Annotated in this window: 18 protein-coding genes; all 18 read left to right on the top strand. The window is 37.2% G+C overall.

Annotated features, from left to right (window positions below):
- Positions 1 to 144: 144 nt before the first annotated feature.
- Positions 145 to 972, top strand: a complete 828-nt coding sequence (locus LXL81_RS05300; RefSeq protein WP_234645669.1) for a polysaccharide biosynthesis/export family protein — start codon at positions 145 to 147, stop codon at positions 970 to 972.
- A gap of 62 nt (positions 973 to 1,034) precedes the next feature.
- Positions 1,035 to 3,395, top strand: coding sequence for a tyrosine-protein kinase (locus tag LXL81_RS05295; RefSeq protein ID WP_234645668.1), 2,361 nt, complete (start codon positions 1,035 to 1,037; stop codon positions 3,393 to 3,395).
- A gap of 445 nt (positions 3,396 to 3,840) precedes the next feature.
- Positions 3,841 to 5,178, top strand: a complete 1,338-nt coding sequence (locus LXL81_RS05290) for a UDP-glucose/GDP-mannose dehydrogenase family protein (RefSeq protein WP_234645667.1) — start codon at positions 3,841 to 3,843, stop codon at positions 5,176 to 5,178.
- An 83-nt stretch (positions 5,179 to 5,261) separates the two neighbouring features.
- Positions 5,262 to 6,263: a mannose-1-phosphate guanylyltransferase gene (locus LXL81_RS05285; RefSeq protein ID WP_234645666.1), complete on the top strand. Its 1,002-nt coding sequence runs from the start codon at positions 5,262 to 5,264 to the stop codon at positions 6,261 to 6,263.
- Between the two features lie 95 nt (positions 6,264 to 6,358).
- Positions 6,359 to 7,300, top strand: a complete 942-nt coding sequence (locus LXL81_RS05280; RefSeq protein ID WP_234645665.1) for a GDP-L-fucose synthase — start codon at positions 6,359 to 6,361, stop codon at positions 7,298 to 7,300.
- A 71-nt stretch (positions 7,301 to 7,371) separates the two neighbouring features.
- A complete protein-coding gene (gmd, locus tag LXL81_RS05275; RefSeq protein WP_234645664.1) occupies positions 7,372 to 8,514 on the top strand; it encodes a GDP-mannose 4,6-dehydratase in 1,143 nt (380 codons plus the stop codon).
- A gap of 41 nt (positions 8,515 to 8,555) precedes the next feature.
- Positions 8,556 to 9,719: an acyltransferase gene (locus LXL81_RS05270; RefSeq protein WP_234645663.1), complete on the top strand. Its 1,164-nt coding sequence runs from the start codon at positions 8,556 to 8,558 to the stop codon at positions 9,717 to 9,719.
- Between the two features lie 90 nt (positions 9,720 to 9,809).
- Positions 9,810 to 11,162 carry a lipopolysaccharide biosynthesis protein gene (locus LXL81_RS05265; RefSeq protein ID WP_234645662.1) on the top strand — a complete coding sequence of 451 codons (1,353 nt, stop codon included), beginning with the start codon at positions 9,810 to 9,812 and terminating at the stop codon, positions 11,160 to 11,162.
- A 60-nt stretch (positions 11,163 to 11,222) separates the two neighbouring features.
- A complete protein-coding gene (locus LXL81_RS05260; RefSeq protein ID WP_234645661.1) occupies positions 11,223 to 12,281 on the top strand; it encodes a polysaccharide pyruvyl transferase family protein in 1,059 nt (352 codons plus the stop codon).
- Between the two features lie 26 nt (positions 12,282 to 12,307).
- Positions 12,308 to 13,543 carry a glycosyltransferase gene (locus LXL81_RS05255; RefSeq protein WP_234645660.1) on the top strand — a complete coding sequence of 412 codons (1,236 nt, stop codon included), beginning with the start codon at positions 12,308 to 12,310 and terminating at the stop codon, positions 13,541 to 13,543.
- 55 nt (positions 13,544 to 13,598) lie between these two features.
- Positions 13,599 to 14,843 carry an O-antigen ligase family protein gene (locus tag LXL81_RS05250; protein WP_234645659.1) on the top strand — a complete coding sequence of 415 codons (1,245 nt, stop codon included), beginning with the start codon at positions 13,599 to 13,601 and terminating at the stop codon, positions 14,841 to 14,843.
- Entirely contained in the window at positions 14,824 to 15,588 is a 765-nt protein-coding gene (locus tag LXL81_RS05245) for a glycosyltransferase family 2 protein (RefSeq protein WP_234645658.1), read from the top strand. The genes LXL81_RS05250 and LXL81_RS05245 overlap by 20 nt, the downstream gene beginning before the upstream one ends.
- Positions 15,585 to 16,400, top strand: a complete 816-nt coding sequence (locus tag LXL81_RS05240) for a glycosyltransferase family 2 protein (RefSeq protein ID WP_234645657.1) — start codon at positions 15,585 to 15,587, stop codon at positions 16,398 to 16,400. The genes LXL81_RS05245 and LXL81_RS05240 overlap by 4 nt, the downstream gene beginning before the upstream one ends.
- A gap of 11 nt (positions 16,401 to 16,411) precedes the next feature.
- Positions 16,412 to 17,521 (top strand): glycoside hydrolase family 99-like domain-containing protein, encoded by a 1,110-nt coding sequence (locus LXL81_RS05235; protein ID WP_234645656.1) that lies wholly within the window; start codon positions 16,412 to 16,414, stop codon positions 17,519 to 17,521.
- A gap of 30 nt (positions 17,522 to 17,551) precedes the next feature.
- A complete protein-coding gene (locus LXL81_RS05230) occupies positions 17,552 to 18,652 on the top strand; it encodes a DUF1972 domain-containing protein (protein ID WP_234645655.1) in 1,101 nt (366 codons plus the stop codon).
- Positions 18,649 to 19,206: a dTDP-4-dehydrorhamnose 3,5-epimerase gene (rfbC, locus tag LXL81_RS05225; protein ID WP_234645654.1), complete on the top strand. Its 558-nt coding sequence runs from the start codon at positions 18,649 to 18,651 to the stop codon at positions 19,204 to 19,206. The genes LXL81_RS05230 and rfbC overlap by 4 nt, the downstream gene beginning before the upstream one ends.
- A gap of 35 nt (positions 19,207 to 19,241) precedes the next feature.
- Positions 19,242 to 20,309, top strand: coding sequence for a dTDP-glucose 4,6-dehydratase (rfbB, locus tag LXL81_RS05220; RefSeq protein WP_234645653.1), 1,068 nt, complete (start codon positions 19,242 to 19,244; stop codon positions 20,307 to 20,309).
- A 114-nt stretch (positions 20,310 to 20,423) separates the two neighbouring features.
- Positions 20,424 to 21,281 carry a glucose-1-phosphate thymidylyltransferase RfbA gene (rfbA, locus tag LXL81_RS05215; protein WP_234645652.1) on the top strand — a complete coding sequence of 286 codons (858 nt, stop codon included), beginning with the start codon at positions 20,424 to 20,426 and terminating at the stop codon, positions 21,279 to 21,281.
- The last annotated feature ends 237 nt before the right edge of the window (positions 21,282 to 21,518 follow it).

The raw sequence follows: 21,518 nt of genomic DNA, 5'->3' as shown, positions 1-21,518 counted from the left end.
TTGCTAAGAATTGGTCAAAAACGCTGATAATTTTAATTGAAACAGAAAATATTAGACACCACAAATCCTGTTTTCTGACAAACCTGTTTAAGCTACTTACCATCAACAATTTAATTTTTTCAAACCGACATTTTTCAACGACTTATGAAGAACACCTTTTCCAAAATATCCGGTTACAGTGCTTTTATCGCTTTATTATATCTTGTGATATGGGGAGGAGCGACATCTTGCGTTTCACCTAAGACGATTGTGTATTTTCAAGGGGATAGTTCGAGATTACATTCTCAGGATGTCACACAGAATTATATTCCTACGATACAAAGTAACGATCTTTTATCCATCGTGGTAGGAAGTTTAAACTCAGAAGCGAATGAAATGTTTAATACGGCAAATACAGCTATGACTGCAAGCACAAATTATTCTTCTGTTAGCAGTGGAGCAAGATTGCAACCATTAGGGTATCTTGTAAACTTGGAAGGTTATATTGAGATGCCAATGATTGGCAAGATAAAAATTAAAGGTCTAACTACTTCTGTTGCTGCCGATTCGATCCGCTTACGCCTCCTTAATTTCCTTAAAGAACCATCCGTAATGGTCCGTAATCTAAATTTTAAGGTATCAGTTCTTGGTGAAGTAAAGACTCCGTCAGTGTACGTAATTCCTGACGAGAAGATAACGCTGCCCGAAGTATTAAGCATGGCTGGGGATTTAACAATTTATGGTAACAGAAGTAACGTAATGATTATCAGAGAAGAAAATGGCAAGAGAGAATATGCCAAGATAGATCTAACAGCAAGAGATATTTTTAATTCCCCTTACTATTATCTGCATAAAAACGACGTCATTTATGTAGAACCTGTTAAATCAAAAATGTTGGACACTGACAGCCGTATCAGAACGGTTCCTCTTATTGCTACGATTGTAGGAGGTATCAGTACACTGGGAATTTTAATCATCAATATTACCAAATAGCGTTACTGACATGCTGGTAATTACAATGGGCTCAAAATATTAAACGACTGAATCAAAATAGAATGTCACAAGATTTTTTAGAAAACGACGAGCAGGATTTTAGCCTTCAGGATTACATCCGTCGCTATTTGCGCTATTGGTATTTATTCCCAATTTTTATTGTATTGGCCTTAACCGCTGCATTCTTTTATCTGCAGATTACGCAGCCTGTTTACAGTGCAAAAACAAGTATTCTTATAAAAGATGAGAAAAAAGGTCTTGGGGGATCACAGGGAGATATTCTATCTGAATTAAGTAACCAATTTGGCGGAAACAAGCTTGTCGAAAATGAGTTGGAAATACTTAAATCACAAACGCTTATGGAACAAGTTGTCAAGAATTTAAATCTTGACGTTGCCTATTCCACTAAAAACGGGTTGAAAACCATTGATCTTTATAGTATATCTCCTGTGATTGTAAAACCGGAGGTCATTACCGAGCAGGGACTGGAAGAGCCAATGATTATCCATATTACAGATAATAATCATTTTACCTTTAATGACGAGGATAAGGTTCACACTTTTGGTCAGCGTTTTAACAATGCCTGGGGCGCCTTTGTGATAACAAAAGGTAAAACTTCAGAAGCCAAGGATGTAAAAGTATCTTTTGGCGATGTTAAAGGTATGGCTGAGGGTATGCTCAGCAGACTTACGGTTCAGCAACCAAATATTAAAAGTACCGTTATTGAGCTGACCTATGAAGATGTCTCTGTTCAGAGAGGAAAAGATGTCTTAAATAACCTTTTGGATGTTTATGTTCAGTCATCGTTAAGTGATAAAAATAGCGAAGCAAGTAATACACTAAAGTTCATAGAAACCCGTCTTGGTCTTATCACCGGAGAATTAGGCGATGTTGAAAAAGATGTTGAATCTTATAAAACAACCAAAGGCATCACCGACATCAGCGCGGAATCTCAGCTTTTCCTTGAAAATATCAAAGAAAATGATGCTAAACTGAATGAAGTCAATACACAGATCAGTATTCTGGAAAGTGTAGACTCCTACATTAAAAATGCTGGTGATGGAGCCGTTGCCCCTGCAACATACATGATCAATGACCCGGTTCTGGTATCGCTTCTGACCAAGTTCAACGAACTGGAATTACAACGTGAGCGCTACGCCCGTACCACAACTGCCAATAACCCCCTGCTGCAAACGATCAATACCCAGCTTGATGGAACACGCCAGGCGATACGGGAAAACGTGCAGAACTTACGCCGCGGGATGGACGTAACCAAGCAAAATTTACAAGGAATTAACTCCCGTTTTTCAGCAGGCCTGAGAAGCATTCCGCAAAAAGAAAGAGAATTTGTTGGGATCAAAAGACAACAAAGTATTAAGGAAGGGTTATATCTATACTTGCTTCAAAAAAGAGAAGAAACTGCTTTGATGTATGCATCGACCGTAACAGATAGCCGGTTAATTGATGCTCCTATTTCAACTTACATGCCTATCAAGCCTAAAAGGTCACTGATATGGGCTGGTGCAGGTGCTGCGGGTATTGCCATTCCATTATTGCTCATTAATCTGATTTTCCTTTTAAACAATACAGTTCAAAGCCGTGAAGATATTGAGAAATCGACCCATGCTTCTGTTTTGGGTGAAATTGGGCAAATGAAAACGGCCAAAGGTGAACCAGGCGAAGATGCTATTATTAAGATGACCAGCCGAAGCGCAGTGGCTGAGCAATTTCGGGCACTTCGAACAAACCTGCAGTATTTAGGGGATGGAAGTTGCCGGGTACTCATGTTCACTTCTTCCATAGGTGGTGAAGGAAAAAGTTTTGTAAGTATAAACCTAGCAGCCAGTTTGGCTTATTCAGATAAGCGTGTTTTGTTGATTGGTCTTGATTTACGTAAACCAACCTTACACGAAAGACTTCAGGTTCCGAATCAATACGGTGCTTCCAACTGTCTGATCGGTCAGGGTAAACCTTCTGATTTTATACAGACCACCATCGTGCATCCAAAATTTGATGTTTTAACGAGTGGACCTATCCCTCCCAACCCATCAGAACTTTTAAGTAATGGCCGCTTACCATTATTGATCAAGGAGCTTCGTAACGAATATGATTATATTCTGATTGATTCCCCGCCCTATGGTTTGGTTACGGATTCCTCTCTTATCGGAGAACACGTAGATGCCACGTTATATCTTGTTCGGTTCAATTACACTTTGGTTGATCATTTAAGAAGAATTGGTGAACTACAAAAGGCTAAAAGATTCTCTAATCTTTCCGTGATATTTAACGGGGTTAATTATGGCGCGGGTTATGGGTATGGTTACGGTTATGGTGGATATGGATATGGTTATTACGGAGACGATAAAGAAAATAAAGTTCAGGGAATTGGATATCGTTTAAAGAAACTGGTTGGTAAAGCATAGACAAAAAATGGAGAGTATTTCAGCAATGTGTATCAGAAATACTCTCCATCAATAAATATGCTTTGGATAAACATTTGCAAATCAGCAGCCCTATGAATTGGTACAATACTTATATACATAAAATTTGAACCAATGCGCTTAAAAGAACGAAACAACCTAAAAATTAGTCTAAATATATTGAAACAAGGTTTTTTTGTACTTAATCCTGAATTTATTAAGGTGCTTGTTACTCAAAATAATTTGCACTAAATTCAGTAGTCGGATCTTGATTTAAAGATTAAATCCGATTATCAGAATGCTTTAACAGGTTTTACTCAACGTTATATGAAAAATTTAAAATCCTCTTTAAGTCAACGTAAATGTTGGCATTTTGATCTGTTATTTAGTGATTTAAATAACAGATCAAAATCTTCCCTTTCTATTCATTTTAATAGCTGATAATGATATGAAAATCGCAGTTGTTGGTACAGGCTATGTTGGCCTTGTCACAGGTACTTGTTTTGCAGAAACCGGTAATCAGGTTACCTGTGTTGATATCGATGTAAACAAAGTGGCACGTTTGCAAAAAGGTGAGATTCCTATTTACGAACCTGGTCTTGATGTACTGTTTGACAGAAATATCGCTGAAGGTCGCCTGGCATTCACAACAGATTTGAAAGAAGGTATCAGGGATGCAGAAGTAATATTTCTGGCTCTCCCTACGCCTCCGGGTGAAGATGGGTCGGCTGACTTAAAATATATTTTAGGTGTTGCGAATGACCTTGGGCCAATTCTTGAAAGTTACGCTGTCATCATCGATAAAAGTACTGTCCCGGTTGGAACTGCTGAAAAAGTAAGTGCCGCAATAGGGTTGAATGCAAAAGTAGATTTTGACGTTGTATCCAATCCCGAATTTCTTCGGGAAGGTGTTGCGGTTGAAGATTTCATGAAGCCGGACCGTGTTGTTGTGGGAACTACTTCCGAAAGAGCAAAAAAGGTCATGGAAAAACTTTATGCGCCACTGGTACGTCAGGGTAATCCGGTCATTTTTATGGATGAGCGTTCTGCTGAAATGACCAAATATGCAGCCAACTCTTTCCTTGCCCTGAAGATCACCTTCATGAATGAGATAGCCAATCTGTGTGAGAAGGTAGGTGCCAATGTGGATGATATTCGCAGAGGTATCGGAACAGACAGCAGAATTGGTAAACGTTTTCTTTTCGCCGGTATCGGTTATGGTGGAAGCTGTTTCCCAAAAGATGTACGGGCACTGGCTAAAACTTCTGATGATTATGGCTATGGCTTTCGTACACTGAAATCCGTTATGGCCGTCAATGATGATCAGAAAAAACGCCTTATTCCGTTGGTTACCGAACATTTCGATGGCGATTTAACAGGAAAAACCATTGCAGTATGGGGACTGGCATTCAAACCTTATACCGATGATATACGTGAAGCTCCGGCTCTGGAAAATATTAAAACCTTATTGGCCGCAGGTGCCAATGTGACCGTTTACGATCCGGAAGCGATGGACAATGTAAAACGCCTGCTACCTGATCTGACCTATTGCCACACAGCCTATGCAGCCCTTGATGATGCTGATGCCCTGATGATCTTTACTGAATGGCCACAATTCCGCACACCGGATTTTGATAAAATGGCTAAACTCATGAAAGAGAAAGTAATTTTTGACGGTCGTAATTTATACGAACCTAATACCATGCAGGAACAAGGATTCATATACCACAGCATCGGAAGATTAATTGTTAATGGTCAATTTTTAAAGGTTAATGGTGCCATTTAGAACTTTGCGTGCTTTACCCTTGCCTTTACTTCTTTGCATGAAATAGAACAAGACATATACTCAACGGATTTAAATAATAACCTATGGCAGTTGTACATGTAATTCTATCTGGTGGCGTCGGCAGCCGGTTATGGCCGGTTTCCAGAAAATCAATGCCTAAACAGTATATTCCCATGTTTGGGGATAAGTCACTGTTTCAGCTGACCGCAGAAAGAAATGCACATTTAGCTGACCATGTGCTGGTTGTCGGAAACAAAGACAATTATCTTCTTTCACAGGCAGACCTAATCCGCGCGGGTGTGCATCAATACACAGAAGTGATAGAAGCTGCGCCACGTAATACTGCAGCGGCCATTGCTTTCGCAGCCTTTGATCTGAAAAGTGATGATGTCATTCTTGTAACACCGTCGGATCACATCATTACCAATGAAGAGGCATATGCTGATGCCATAGCCGAATCTATCCGACTTGCAAAACAGGGTTACCTGGTTACTTTTGGCATCAAACCATCCAAACCAGAAACAGGTTATGGTTATATCGAACACCAGGGAAATGAAGTAATTGCATTCCGTGAAAAACCGGATCAAAGTACCGCGGAATTATTTCTTGAACAAGGTAATTTCCTTTGGAACAGTGGTATGTTTTGCTTCCAGGCCGGTATCTATCTGGATGAGCTAAAAAACTTTGAACCAGAGATTTATGAAACTTCATTAAAAACCTGGGAAGCCCGTTCCAACGCATTTCTACCGGAAACAGAAACGATATTGATTCCATCGGTCAGTATTGACTACGCCGTTATGGAACGCTCTGAAAAAATAAAAGTCGTTGAAGCCACCTTTGGCTGGTCAGATCTGGGTTCATTTGAATCCATCTGGGAACACTGGGAAAATCAGGGTGAAGTCCACCATTTCAAACAAAATAACTGCGTCGTGGGCTCGACAAAACATGTGGAATTTTTAGGTGTCAGTAATCTGATGCTTGTGGAAACGCCGGATGCCATCCTTGTCTTGGATAAGAGTAATTCGCAGGACGTTAAAAAAATCTATGAGCGATTGGAAAGAGAGCTGCCTGAATTGGTAAAATGACATCGTCAGTCATATCCCAAATCATTCACCTTATTATCTATAAATTTTACTACGTGCAAAAAGCCGAAAGCCGATTGCCGAAAGCCGAAGTTTAAATGCAAAAAGACTCAAAAATATATATTGCCGGGCACCGCGGGATGGTGGGGTCGGCTATTGCCAGAGGATTGGCGAAAAAAGGATTTGAAAATATTGTTACACGGACTTCTTCCGAGCTGGATCTTCGGAATCAGCAGGCTGTTGCCGACTTTTTTGTGCAAGAAAAACCGGAATATGTTTTTCTTGCAGCCGCGAAGGTGGGCGGTATTGTAGCCAACAATACTTATCGTGCAGATTTCATTTATGAAAACCTGATGATCGAATCCAACATCATTCATCAGGCACATCTTAATGGCGTGACGAAACTGATGTTTCTGGGCTCTTCCTGTATTTACCCAAAACTGGCTCCGCAGCCTTTGCGTGAGGATTATTTGCTTACAGGCCTGTTGGAAGAAACCAATGAACCTTATGCCATTGCAAAAATTGCAGGTATCAAACTTTGTGAAGCCTATCACGACCAGTATGGCAGCAATTTCATCAGTGTGATGCCGACCAATTTGTATGGATACGGAGATAATTATGATCTGAATAACTCTCATGTATTACCTGCGTTAATCCGCAAGTTTCATGAGGCAAAAGAAGAAAACAAACCTTTTGTAGAAGCCTGGGGAACGGGATCACCCAAAAGAGAATTCCTTTTTGCAGATGATCTGGCCGAAGCCTGTCTCTTTTTGATGGAAACTTACAATGGCCGCGAACTAGTCAACATTGGTACCGGAGTAGATCTGGCTATCAAAGAACTGACAGAACTTGTTGCCAAAACAACAGGTTTCGAAGGCGAAATCAAATGGGATACCACCAAACCAGACGGAACCCCAAGAAAACTCATGGATGTATCCAAACTTCATAATTTAGGCTGGAAACACACCATAGAACTTCCGGAAGGTGTAGCCCTCGCCTACCAGGACTTTCTAAAAAACCAGGAAATTTACACAGTCTAGTCTAAAATATATTTTAACCCGCCAAAAGCCGACAGCCGATCGCCGAAAGCCGACAGCAAAATCTAAATAATATGTCAAAAGTAGCATTGATCACCGGCGTAACAGGACAAGATGGCGCCTATCTTAGCGAACTTCTTTTAAGCAAAGGATACACCGTACACGGTCTGAAACGCAGAAGCTCTTTATTCAATACCGATCGTATCGATCATTTGTATCAGGATCCTCACGTAGATAATGCGAAATTCATTTTGCACTATGGTGACCTTACCGATTCGATGAACCTTACCCGTATCATCCAGGAAGTGCAACCGGACGAAATATACAATCTGGCTGCCATGAGCCATGTGCAGGTAAGTTTTGAAATGCCGGAATATACAGCGAATGCGGACGGAATTGGAACACTTCGTATATTGGAAGCGGTTCGTTTACTTGGATTGACTAAAAAGACCAAAATTTATCAGGCCTCTACATCCGAATTGTACGGTTTGGTACAGCAGGTTCCTCAATCAGAAACAACGCCATTTTACCCACGTTCTCCTTATGCCGTTGCCAAAATGTATGCATACTGGATCACGGTGAATTATCGTGAAGCTTATGGTATGTTTGCTTCAAACGGTATTCTTTTCAACCATGAATCACCACTTCGAGGTGAGACTTTTGTAACCCGTAAAATCACACGCGCTGCTGCCAAAATCATTCTGGGTTTACAGGATTGTCTATACATGGGTAACATTGATTCGCAGCGCGACTGGGGTCATGCAAAAGATTACGTGGAGGCAATGTATCTGATTTTGCAGCAGGAAGTTTCAGAAGATTTTGTAATTGCTACGGGTGTCACTACCCGCGTTCGTGAATTTATCCGCAAAACATTTGCTTTCCTGGGTATTGAATTAACTTTCACAGGTTCAGAAGAAAATGAAGTGGCAACCATTTCGGCTGTGGACTCTGCCCGTCTTGTAGAACTTGGTATTATAGAAGGTGAGCATTTAAAACTGGGAACCACAGTGATGAAAATTGATCCAAGATATTATCGTCCAACTGAAGTTGAACTATTGATTGGAAATCCTGGTAAATGTGACGAAAAATTGGGTTGGAAACCAAAACATACCCTGGATATGCTTATTGAAGATATGGCTACTTCTGATTTACGTCTGTTTCAGAAGGATCAATTGTTGTTGAAAGAAGGGTTTGGGGTTTTAAATTATTTTGAGTAGAAAACATGTGATTAGAATTACTCAAACGAAAAAATATTTTAATGATGGTTATTGAAAAAAAATCTAAATTCTTATTCCTTGACGGAATCCGTGGAATTTGCGCGATTTACATTGCTTTGTACCATGCACAGCTTTTTACTGGATACGGTTTAGAAACATCGGATTTGCCACTGTTTCTAAGACCGATAAGTTATTTTCTGAGTTTCGGCCATTATTCAATTTCTGTATTCATTGTCTTATCAGGTTTTTGCCTTACTATACCAGTTGTAAAATCCAATGATAAAAAACTTCGTGGTGGATTTTTTGCTTACATAAAAAGGCGTGCATTTAGAATTCTACCGCCTTATTATTGTGCGCTATCATTGTTTCTGCTACTTATAGCCATTTTACCAATACTTCAGTTGAAACAAGATACAGCTTGGGATAGTAAAATACCGATTGATCAGGGATCTGTCGTCTCACACATACTTCTTGTACACAACTTGTCAGAAGATTGGTTTTTAAAAATTGATGGTCCTATGTGGAGCGTTGCTACCGAATGGCAAATCTATTTTATTTTTCCGTTACTAATAATATTATGGAATCGTTTTGGAATAATAACAAGTAGTCTCTTTGCCACAGTTATCGGTTTTATTCCATACATTATTCTACCAAAAAGTAATAATTTCTATTGGGCACATCCATGGTATGTGGGGCTTTTTGCATCTGGTATGATGGCCGCAGTAGTAGTATTTTCCAATAATGATAAAGTTTCGCAAATTCGCAAATTTTTCAACTGGCATGTCCTTGGAACAATTTCTATGGTCTTGTTGCCAATAATTGTTGTAGTAACAAAATTCCTTTACATCTTACCTCTAATCTTAGTTGAAACAATTTGTGGCTATTTGATCTCGATTATTATAATGAAATATACAATAAACGAAATTGAGAATAAGCCTAAATCAATAGTCTCCCAAGTATTATGTTCTAAGTTTGCTATTGCATTTGGGACATTCTCATATAGTATATACCTTATTCATAGCCCTATTTTAGGATTAATTAACTTAATTTTCCTTAAGGTTCCAATGGGCATTGCTACAAGATTCCTTTTTATGACTACCATAGCGACATCAATTGCACTCAGTATTTCATATCTTTTTTATTATACAGTAGAAAGGAAGTCAATGTCTTTCGCTGCTAAGAAACCATCACCTGCAATAATTTGATATTATCATGTTAACAATCAAGTACATCCACAATATGAGGCACTATGATAGGTATAATCATCTAGTTCTAAGTATTAATTTAATTATATTATGTTAAGGCGCATTTCAGAGAAAATTTCTTTAAATAATGCTACGTCGAAAAATATACTTCTTCTAGCTATTTTACGGGGAGGTAACATCTTTATACAGTTGCTGCTTGTACCAATTTCAATACGTTATGTATCTTCTGAGTATTATGGACTTTGGCTCACAATTAGCTCTATGATTACATGGTTAAATATTATGGATTTTGGTCTTTCAAATGGCCTGAGAAATAAATTGTCAGAAACAAAAATATCGGGCGATACGGAGTTGGGTAAAGTGTACATAAGTACAACATATGGAATCTTATCACTTATTGCAGTCTGCGGAATTATTTTCTTTGGAACAATTTCCTACTATACCAATTGGGCTGGGATCCTAGACATACCTGAAAAATTACCACAGTCATCATTATTTCAACTTTTGTTTATAGTAATATTCTCTTTTTTTATAACTTTTTTGCTAAAACCGATTTCTGCAATTGCTTACTCTTTTCATCAACCATACATTGATCCATTAATAAATTTTTGTGCTGCCGTGGTAAATTTGGTTGCTGTATTGGTACTTAGCCATTTTGATTCGTCAGGCAACATTTTATACCTAGCCTTAGTGTTTTGTTTAACGCCAATCTTGGTAAATCTTATTTTAACACTCTTATTATTTAGCACTAAATTTAAAGATTATAGGCCTTCTGGTGGATCAATAGATTTAAAATACGCCAAACCTCTGATGTCTCTAAGTGGGAAATTTTTTATAATTCAGATTGCAGCAACACTCGTTTTAACCACCACAAACTTTATCATTTCTCACTATTTTGGTAATAGGGCGGTAACTGAGTTTAACATAGTTCAACGTTACTTTAGTGTTGTCTTAATTCTACAAAGTATGATACTTGTACCATTTTGGAATTTGATAACTGAGGCTTATAATAGAAAGGAAAAAGACTGGCTTACTAAAACAATGGAAAGGCTTAGCCTGACAAATTTGGCATTTTCCGGCCTTGTAATTTTAATGACTGTTGCATCACCATATATACTTAAATTATGGATTAGCGACACTGTGGAAATATCTTTCTCGCTAACTCTCCTATTCGCGATTTATACTATTATTTTCCTTTATTCCAGTTTGTATACCACTTTTATTAATGGAACAGGTAAAGTAAAATTACAAATGACAACCTCCGTTTTTACATGTATTTTCTACATTCCATTTGTTATTTTGTTAGTCAAATTTTTTAGTATTGGAGTTGCTGGGATTGTTATTGCAAGTGCGCTATGGGCTTTGGTTCTTGTACCGGTAAGGTACATTCAATATAAAAACTTATTAAACTTCGATGATAAAGTAAGTATTTGGAATACTTAAAATATCGCGGCTGGAAACATATATTTTAGAATTTTTATTCCCTAAACATTAAAACAAATAATGGTTAATTACACATTTAGAGCATCTAAGAGAGAACTTAGTAATTGGAAAAATGCTTATCTGTCAAAAGATCGAAAAGAAAAAGGTGAAGATATTTTGTTTCAAAGAATCGGTTTGATGGATCCGTCCATTGGTACCAGTAATATGGGAGATTATATAATCCAAGATGCGATCAAGAAAAATATCAGACAGATATTTCCTACTTCCTTTGTTTCTACGTTTCCTACCCAACTGAGTAGGAAAATGGATTCAGTAACACTTATGCAAGAGCAGGACATTATCCTAATTGGAGGGACAAATCTTCTTGCGTCAAACATGGATTCGAGATTTCAATGGAAAGTTACTCCAAGAGACACTTACTTTTTCCCAAATAAAATGGTTCTATTTGGTACGGGATGGTGGCAATATCAAGAAACGCCCAACAACTATACAAAAAACTTATTTTCAGGACTACTAAGTAAAACTTTTCTTCATTCCGTAAGAGATTCTTACACAAAAGATAAGTTAAAATCTATTGGGATTGAAAATGTAATTAATACTACCTGCCCTACCCTTTGGAGTATAGATGAAGAAGCCTGCAGTGCCATACCTTCAAAAAAAGCTTCCAATGTGATTACTACACTCACATTTTACAATAAGGACCACAACAAAGACTCCGCGTTAATAAAACTATTGCAGGCAAATTATGATTTGGTCTATATATGGATCCAAGGCTTTGAAGATATGGGGTATTTAAAAGAAATTGCTCCCGATTTAGAAAGAATTATTACTGTCAATCCTGATTTACATTTTTATGATGAAATCTTAGCTACTAATGAAGACATAGAATACGTAGGTACAAGGCTACATGCGGGCATAAGGGCTATTCAACATGGTAAACGTAGCTTAATTGTAGCTGTTGACAATCGTGCGTTTGAAATAAGTAAGGATACAAATCTAAATGTCATTAGACGAGAGGAGCTTGAAAAGTGTAATGCTTTTATCCATAATGAATATAGAACAAATATAAAGTTGCCAGAAGAGAACATTACCATATGGAAAAACCAATTCATGAAGTAATAAGTATTCATTAACCAAGACAAATTATGAAAGTATTATGGTTTTGCGATTCGCCTGGTTTATATAAAAAGCAAAACAGTGGTTATAATGGTTGTGGTTGGATTTCGTCTCTCATCGAAGCTATTTCAGTAAGAGATGATATTGAATTAGCAATTTGTTTACTACATCCTGATAACGTCTTTAAAGATAAGCTGGGGCACGTTACGTACTACCCAATATCGCTGTACAACACGTACTTAAAAAAGTTAAAACATAATCTCTTCTATGACAAATATGATGGAATTGAGACAAATGCCTATAAGCAAGTCGTAGATGATTTTAAACCGGACGTAATTCACATATTTGGGAGTGAACAAGGTTTTGGCTTGATTCATAAAGTTACAGATATACCAATTGTTATACATATCCAGGGTATTTTAGGTCCTTATTTAAACGCTTTCTTTCCAGCTAACACTAATCTAAACGATTATAATAAATATTCAACTTTTGCAGGTCGCTTAAAGAAAAACAAAGATTTAAGGTTCTTTACTCACAACGCCCGTCGAGAGGAAGAGATTCTATCGAATAATGTTCATTTTATGGGAAGGACTGATTGGGATGAGAATATTATCAAACTCTATTCACCGAAAGCAAATTATTATTATTGCAGTGAAATTTTAAGATCAGAATTCTACAACGCGAGACCATGGTGCCTGGTTTCAAAAGAAATAGAAGTTATAAAAATTATTACAACCATTTCAAAAGTTGATTATAAGGGATTCGACTTAATTTTAAAAACTGCAAAATTATTACAGAAATTCACAAACAAAAAGTTCGAATGGAATGTGTTTGGAATATCTGAATTTCCCTTTTGGGAGCAAAAGCTAAAGATAATTTCGAAGGAAACAAATGTAAATTTAAGAGGTATTGCTACAGCCGATGAGTTAATAATATCAATGCAGGAAGCTGATATGTATATTCATCCATCTTACATAGATAATAGTCCAAATAGTTTATGTGAGGCTCAGCTTATTGGTATGCCCGTTATATCAACTAATGTCGGGGGAATACCAAGTTTAATTGAAGAAGGAAAGACAGGTTTAATGATATCATCTAATGATCCTTATTCGTTAACAAGCAAAATACTCTATATCAAAGATCACCCAAATATCGCAATTAATTTGGGAAAAAGAGCTAGGGATAAAGCTTCCGAAAGGCATAATATCAACAGTATTATTTTACAAAATATTGCTGTATATAAATCGATTGGAGAATCCGCTTAATTTTTCAATTTATTACTGACTTTAAGTCTTTTAAACACGATGAATATTAAAACAAATGGACGGGGCATTGAGAATTTTAAAAAATTTTAATTACAGAACTCTTACTTTGATGTTAATTATCATCCAAAGTTGTGGGATTCGATTTTTTGATGGTCAGGGAAGTTTTCTAGCAATCATTATTCTAGCCTTACTTATTCCTAAAACCTTTTATAAATTAAAAGGTAAAGACTTTTTGATACTTCTATCTATATTCTCATTTCTGCTAATTGGCAAATTTTTCAATTCTCAGATTCAGGTTTCAATGCTAACATATCAACTTTTACTCATATTCGAGTCATACTTGTTTCTTAAACTATACAAGAAAGGTAATGAGATGATGGACGATTTATACAAATGTCTGTCTATCATTTTTATTCATGCGGCTGCTGGATTCATCTTATACACACTAGCGCCTAACCTATTTTATCCGGCAGGTCTTGGAATGCCATATAAGACCTTGGCTTTTATATTTTTCGTAACTCAACAAACTGGATTCTCTGCCCGAAGCACAGGAATCTTATGGGAACCCGGCCTTTTACAACTAATGTTGAACTTACTATTGTTTTATGCCATTAAAAATAGGAAATCGAGATTGTTAATGATTTCAATTGTTGCATTGATCCTTACCACATTCTCCACGGCAGGATTTATTATTTTAGCACTAAACTTTACATTCTTTTTCATTGAGACGGTTAAAGAAAAAAATGCAACCAGGATTCTCTTTTTACTAATGCTAATTACACTAATGGCAAGTACAGTGGTAGTTGTGCAAAATAACATTGAAGATAAGTTCAACGGACAAAATACATCAGGGTTAATTAGGTACAGAGACTTTGTAATCGGTGTGAAATTAATCAAGGAAAACCCTATTTTAGGTCATGGCCTCTTTGACTCAAGTTATTTGACATCAAAATCCTATGTTAACTTTATTGAAACTCAAATTTTATCCACGACATATTTAGATCAAAGCGGCTTCATGACCGGTGGCTTTACCAATGGGCTTTTGGGAGTCTTTGCCTGGTATGGTATTCCAATGGGTTTACTTATTTTTTATCTTTTTTACAAAAACAATTTCGTCAATAATAATACATTGGAGAGAATAATATTTTTTCTGATACTATGCTTGACATTTATATCTGAACCGATTACCTACACTGCATTTTTTCTACTTTTCCCTTTATCCAGTCTTTTACTCAATAACGAGAAGCAACTTCACTCAAAATTAAAACAGCGAAACTTTAATGAGTCATTTACAATCTAAACCTTTGTTAGTTACAATAATTACTATTGTCTACAATGGTGAAAAATACTTAGAAGATACTATTCTGAGTGTTCTTTCTCAATCATATAAAAATATAGAATATATTATTGTGGATGGTGGTTCAAACGATAGAACATTAAATATTGTAAAAAAATATGAAAATGACATTTCTAAGTTTATTTCTGAAAAAGACCAGGGAATTTCGGATGCCTTTAATAAAGGTATAAAACTTGCTTCGGGAGATTTGATTGGTATGATTAATGCAGACGATTGGTATGAAGAAAATGCCGTTGAGCTTATAGTAAATAATTATTCGGCTACCAATGAAATAATTTGTGGTAATGTGAAATTATTTAAGAATGAGCACACATTTAAAAGTAAGAAAAGCTCTTTAAAGAATATTGAAAAGGAAATGTCAATATGGCATCCAGGCATGTTTTGTCCCAAGTCTATATACGATACAATTGGTGGCTATGACTTGCATTATAAAATATTAATGGATTATGATTTTGTTCTTAGAGCCTATAATGCCGGTACTCCTTTTAAATTTATCGAATCCGACGTGGCGAACATGAGATATGGGGGTGTGAGTAATCAATTGATAACAAAATCAATGAAAGAGAGCCTACTAATAAAAAATAAGTATTTCGGTGTAACTATTAGACATTATTTTGAATTTGTATACTTTCAACTATACTACAATACAATTATTAATCTGAAAAATTTAATTTACCGTCAATCATGATTGAAATCCTCTTATCTACATATAACGGGGAGAGGTATTTATCTTCTCAATTTGAATCAATTCTTAGACAGACATTTACAGACTGGAAGATAACTATTCGAGATGACGGTTCACTTGATAAAACTGTAAGTATAATTAAAGATTATATTTCAAAGTATCCCGAAAAAATTCAGCTTTTAGAAAAAGATGGTATTAGACTGGGTTCCACACTTTCTTTTGCGAAGTTGATTGAAAATTCCAAAGCTGAGTATGTAATGCTATGTGACCAGGATGACGTCTGGATGGATAAAAAAATCGAAATTACTTTCGATGCAATGAAAAAATTAGAGGAAGCCCATCCGGATAAACCTTTATTAATATTCACTGATTTAACAGAAGTTGATAGCGAACTAAATATTATTGCCAACTCATTCATAAAAAATCAAAAATTAAATCCAGCCGTTGCTAAAGATCCTTATCAGCTTCTGGCTTTAAATGTAGTTGCCGGCTGTACGACGATGTTTAATAAAATTTCCAAGCCAATTATCCTTCCTATCCGGTCAAAGCATATAATTCATGATCAGTGGATAGCTATTAATATATCTAAGCATGGATATATTGATTTTGTAGACGAGGCGACAATTCTATATCGTCAACATGGAAACAATGCAGTAGGGAGCAAAGTCATTGGACTTAAATATTTTCTTAAAAAGGCTTCCAGTCCTGTAAGACAAATAAGAATATATTATGACTTAATTCACAATCTAAATTTTAAAGTAAACATTATAAAATTCTTATTTAACAAAGTTAGTTTCTCATTGAAAAGGTTATAAATAAATGTATCATGTTATTGAGAAGAAACCCAAATACGTACTCTAAAAAAAATACGACTGTTTTCAGAACGTTGATATTTGTAATATTAGGCTTACCTTTTTTTTCTCAAACTTTTGCCCAATCTCCTAAAATTCAAGTCGGGGCATATTATTTTGATGGGTGGACTGGAAAAACCCCGCATATTACTTCGAGACTTACTGACAGTCTCTTGGACAGAAAGCCGATTTGGGGATGGGTTACCAGCACACCTGAAATAATAAATAAACAGATTGAAGTCGCTTACGATGCAGGAATTACATTTTTCGACTTTTGTTGGTATTTCCAGAAAAATCCTAAGTCTGGTGAAATAGATGACATACCATTAAATAATGCGTTAAAACTATACCTTAAATCTCAAAATAAGCGGAAGATTAAATTCTCCTTACTTATAGCTAATCACAAAGGATTTCTTTTCGACAAAACTGATTGGATCGATCTGTGTAAATATTGGTGTAAAAAATTCAAAGATCCATCATATCTTTTAGTTGATGAAAAGCCACTTATTACCTTCTTTCAGGTACAATCTCTGGTTGATTGTTTTGGTTCTAGTGAAGAAGTTAATCGTGCTTTCCAAGTATTTAGAGATATAGCCAAAGCGGAAGGTCTCAAGGGGATATCTTTTGCTGCGTGTGCAGATCCGTCTAAAAAAGCAATAGGTTTAGCAGAGGATTGTGGATTTGATATTATCACGGGCTATAATTACCATGAAAATGGCTTTGGAAGATCAAAAAAAGAGATTGTTCCAATCGACAGCATGAATTACAGGCAGGTTCAAGTATGGGACTGGCAGCGTCAAATTAGCCATCACCCCGTTATTCCGAGTATAACTTCAAATTGGGACAGACGAGGCTGGGATAAAGGACCAGTTACTTATTCCCAAAGATTCACTGGTTATTCGAAAAATTCAATTAAAAATGCCGTTGTAGCCTGTAAAGAGTGGGTTCTGAAAAACCAAAGTAGCTATGCGCAAAAAATTATGGTAATATATGCCTGGAACGAATATGGAGAGGGGGCATGGCTTACTCCCTCTGTAATACTGAAGGATAGCCTTTTACAAGGAGTAAAAGAAGGTTTAAAATAATTATTACTTTCTGGTAATACCATCACGATAATGAAAATAGCAATTATAGGAACTCGCGGAATCCCAAATTACTACGGCGGTTTCGAACAATTTGCAGAATATTTAGCAAAAGGGCTAGTACAACGCGGTCACGAAATTACTGTTTACAACTCCCATCTTCACCCTTACCAGCAGTCTGAATGGAACGGTGTTAAGCTTGTCCATTGCCAGGATCCGGAAGATAAATGGGGAACCGTCGGGCAGTTTATCTATGATCTGAACTGCATTCTGGATACAAGAAAAAAATCCTTTGACATCATTCTTCAACTGGGCTATACAAGCAGCACAATATGGGGCTGGTTGCTACCCAGGAGTAAAAGTATTATCACAACAAATATGGACGGTCTGGAATGGTCACGCTCCAAATATTCAAAGCCGGTACAGTGGTTCCTCAAACAAGCAGAATATCTAGCGACGGTTTTTAGTGATCACTGGATTTCTGATTCCATAGGCATTCAGGATTATTTGACTAAAAAATACAACATTCCCTCTACGTATATACCTTATGGTGCGTTTCCATTTTTAACCCCGGATACCACTGATTTGCTCCCTTACGATGTTAATCAATATGATTACAACATGCTAGTGGCTCGATTTGAACCGGAGAATAATATTGATACGATTCTGGAAGGAGCGGCTGCTGCAACTTTAAAAACACCATTTCTGGTGATCGGAAAGCATGCCACAAAATATGGTGAATATCTTAAAGAAAAATTCATGGCGCATAAACACATCAGGTTTATCGGTGGCGTTTATGATATCAATGTCCTGAATAATTTACGTTATTATTCTAATTTATATTTTCATGGACATTCTGTCGGTGGTACAAACCCCTCCCTACTTGAAGCCATGGCATCTCAGACATTAATTTGTGCGAATCAAAATATGTTCAACAGTGCCATCCTTGGGACGGATGCTTTCTATTTTTCTGCTAATACAGAAGTGGCAAAGTGTATTGACAGTGTAAAAAAGATAGATTACGCCGGGTTTGTAGAAGCGAATTTGAAAAAAGTTGAAGACATCTATGAATGGAATAATATCATTGATCAATACGAAAATCATTTTAAAACCATTTACTCAACGAAAAAATGAAATTTGAAAACACAAGTTTGCAGGATGTTTACGTAATCAGGCCTGCTATCTTTCACGATGACCGTGGTCACTTTTTCGAGTCGTTCAATCTATCATCCTGGGAGAAACAGGGCTTTACAAACCAATTTGTTCAGGATAACCAATCATTCTCCACGAAGGGTGTTGTTCGCGGTTTACACTTTCAAACGGGAGAACATGCACAAGGTAAGCTTGTCCGTGTAATTTCGGGACGTGTCCTGGATATTGCCCTGGATATTCGTCCGGATTCAAAAACTTTTGGAAAATTTGAACTTTTCGAACTGGATGCTCAAAATGGTAACATGGTCTATATTCCTGAGGGTTTTGCACATGGATTTGTTGCTTTGGAAGACAGTATATTCCACTACAAATGTACAGGAGGTTATTGCAAAGAGGCCGAAGCCGGCATACACTGGAATGATCCTTTTTTGAACATTCCCTGGGGAGTTACGAATCCTATTGTTTCCGCGAAGGATCAAATACTTCCAACTTTTCAGGAATATATTGAGAAAAATCTGGAAGGGGTTCGTGTTTAGTGCTATTTAGTTTAAGATTGAAAAACGTTAATATTATGAAAAAAATACTTATCACAGGCGGTGCCGGGTTCATTGGATCGCACGTTGTACGAAGATTTGTCAACCAGTATCCTGACTATCAAATTTATAACCTAGACGCATTGACATATGCCGGAAACCTTGAAAACCTTCTGGATATTGAGGAAAAGGACAACTATACGTTTGTAAAAGGTGATATCACAGATGCGTTGTTTATAGACAATCTGTTTACAGAAAATGATTTTTATGGGGTTATTCATCTGGCGGCGGAATCACATGTAGACCGCTCAATTTCTGACCCCTTGTCGTTTGTAATGACAAATGTTGTGGGTACTGCGAATTTGTTAAATGCGGCGCGCAAAGCATGGAAAGAAGACTTATCCAAACCGGATCCTGAAAGACTTTTTTATCATGTTTCCACAGATGAAGTATATGGTGAATTGCATGATCCTAATGAATTTTTTCTTGAAACAACCAAATACGATCCTCGGTCACCCTACTCTGCTTCAAAAGCGTCTTCTGATCATTTTGTAAGAGCCTATTATGCGACCTATAAATTACCTGTGGTGATCTCGAATTGTTCCAATAATTACGGACCGAATCATTTTCCTGAAAAACTGATTCCGTTGATGATCCACAACATTATTCAAAACAAACCCTTACCGATTTACGGAAAAGGGGAAAATATCCGCGACTGGTTGTTCGTCGAAGACCATGCACGCGCTATTGACGTAATATTTCATAAAGGCGTCGTAGGTGAAACCTACAATATCGGCGGCCATAACGAGTGGAAAAACCTTGATCTGGTTTTCCTTCTTTGTAAAACGATGGATGAGAAACTGGGTCGTGCGCCAGGTACATCCGCGCAGCTGATAACTTACGTGACCGATCGGGCAGGACATGATCTGCGTTATGCGATCGATGCAACGAAACTGAAAAATGAATTGGGCTGGGAACCTTCGCTTCAATTCGCCGAAGGACTGGACAAAACTGTGAGCTGGTATCTTAACAATGAGGAGTGGCTCAACAACGTAACGTCCGGAGCCTACCAAAAATATTATGAAGGCATGTATGAGGGCAAATAAGTTTGCTTACATGATTTTTCTCACCCGTCGAACGGCAAAAAAGCCGTCCGACGGGCAATGACTTCAACTTTATTTAAAATGCCGACAGCCGACCGCTGAAAGCCGATGTCACATATGAAAGGAATAATTTTAGCCGGTGGATCCGGAACACGCTTACATCCGCTGACCCTGGCGGTGAGCAAACAATTGATGCCGGTTTACGACAAACCGATGATTTATTACCCATTATCAATTTTGATGCTTTCGGGCATCCATGAAATCCTGATTATTTCTACTCCACACGATCTCCCTCACTTTGAGAAGCTTCTGGGTGACGGAAGTCGTTTGGGGTGTAAGTTTTCCTATGCAGTTCAACCTAGTCCCGATGGCCTGGCACAGGCTTTTATCATTGGGGAAGAATTCATTGGAAAAGACAAGGTTGCTTTGGTGTTAGGAGATAATATATTTTATGGTTCGGGCTTATCTAAATTACTACAGGCTAACAACGATCCCGATGGCGGTGTCATCTATGCTTATCAGGTACATGATCCGGAGCGTTATGGTGTGGTAGAGTTTGATCCTGACTTCAAGGCAATGTCCATTGAAGAGAAACCGGAAAAACCTAAATCCAATTATGCTGTACCGGGATTATATTTTTATGACAACGAAGTTGTCGAAATTGCCAAAAACATAGAGCCGTCACCAAGGGGAGAGCTGGAAATTACGGATATTAATAGAAAATATCTTGAATTGGGCCGATTGAAGGTTGGTGTGTTAGACCGTGGAACGGCCTGGCTAGATACCGGAACTTTCGAATCTTTGATGCAGGCCGGCCAGTTTGTTCAGGTTATTGAAGAGCGGCAGGGACTGAAAATCGGATGTATCGAAGAAGTTGCCTATCGCATGGGATTCATAACAAAGGAAGAATTAGCAGAGATTGCCAAACCATTGGTAAAGAGTGGTTACGGAAAATATTTGCTCAGACTTGTTTAGTTCTTATTGCTAACGGTTGCACTAGCCCAATCTTGAGCAATAAGCCAAAATCAAATTCTATCATAAAATTATTCTACATTAAAAAAGATATGATTATAGTAAATTATCAAGAAATATTAGTCGTTTTTAAACTTTATTTATCGGTAACTAACTGAATATTAATAATATATAAAATTATTAAATAAAATATGTTGGGATTTACCAAAGATTTGTCGTAAACTTGTTAAAACTATTCAA

Origin of the sequence: Dyadobacter sp. CY356, assembly GCF_021440195.1 — a bacterium.
In the GTDB taxonomy this organism is placed as follows: domain Bacteria; phylum Bacteroidota; class Bacteroidia; order Cytophagales; family Spirosomataceae; genus Dyadobacter.
Note: the sequence above shows the minus strand (reverse complement) of the source record. Positions and strands in the feature narration are given on the sequence as shown.

Coding starts and splice junctions, on each gene's coding strand:
- LXL81_RS05300 (WP_234645669.1), top strand. CDS start 145: ATGAAGAACACCTTTTCCAAAATATCCGGTTACAGTGCTTTTATCGCT.
- LXL81_RS05295 (WP_234645668.1), top strand. CDS start 1,035: ATGTCACAAGATTTTTTAGAAAACGACGAGCAGGATTTTAGCCTTCAG.
- LXL81_RS05290 (WP_234645667.1), top strand. CDS start 3,841: ATGAAAATCGCAGTTGTTGGTACAGGCTATGTTGGCCTTGTCACAGGT.
- LXL81_RS05285 (WP_234645666.1), top strand. CDS start 5,262: ATGGCAGTTGTACATGTAATTCTATCTGGTGGCGTCGGCAGCCGGTTA.
- LXL81_RS05280 (WP_234645665.1), top strand. CDS start 6,359: ATGCAAAAAGACTCAAAAATATATATTGCCGGGCACCGCGGGATGGTG.
- gmd (WP_234645664.1), top strand. CDS start 7,372: ATGTCAAAAGTAGCATTGATCACCGGCGTAACAGGACAAGATGGCGCC.
- LXL81_RS05270 (WP_234645663.1), top strand. CDS start 8,556: ATGATGGTTATTGAAAAAAAATCTAAATTCTTATTCCTTGACGGAATC.
- LXL81_RS05265 (WP_234645662.1), top strand. CDS start 9,810: ATGTTAAGGCGCATTTCAGAGAAAATTTCTTTAAATAATGCTACGTCG.
- LXL81_RS05260 (WP_234645661.1), top strand. CDS start 11,223: ATGGTTAATTACACATTTAGAGCATCTAAGAGAGAACTTAGTAATTGG.
- LXL81_RS05255 (WP_234645660.1), top strand. CDS start 12,308: ATGAAAGTATTATGGTTTTGCGATTCGCCTGGTTTATATAAAAAGCAA.
- LXL81_RS05250 (WP_234645659.1), top strand. CDS start 13,599: ATGGACGGGGCATTGAGAATTTTAAAAAATTTTAATTACAGAACTCTT.
- LXL81_RS05245 (WP_234645658.1), top strand. CDS start 14,824: ATGAGTCATTTACAATCTAAACCTTTGTTAGTTACAATAATTACTATT.
- LXL81_RS05240 (WP_234645657.1), top strand. CDS start 15,585: ATGATTGAAATCCTCTTATCTACATATAACGGGGAGAGGTATTTATCT.
- LXL81_RS05235 (WP_234645656.1), top strand. CDS start 16,412: ATGTTATTGAGAAGAAACCCAAATACGTACTCTAAAAAAAATACGACT.
- LXL81_RS05230 (WP_234645655.1), top strand. CDS start 17,552: ATGAAAATAGCAATTATAGGAACTCGCGGAATCCCAAATTACTACGGC.
- rfbC (WP_234645654.1), top strand. CDS start 18,649: ATGAAATTTGAAAACACAAGTTTGCAGGATGTTTACGTAATCAGGCCT.
- rfbB (WP_234645653.1), top strand. CDS start 19,242: ATGAAAAAAATACTTATCACAGGCGGTGCCGGGTTCATTGGATCGCAC.
- rfbA (WP_234645652.1), top strand. CDS start 20,424: ATGAAAGGAATAATTTTAGCCGGTGGATCCGGAACACGCTTACATCCG.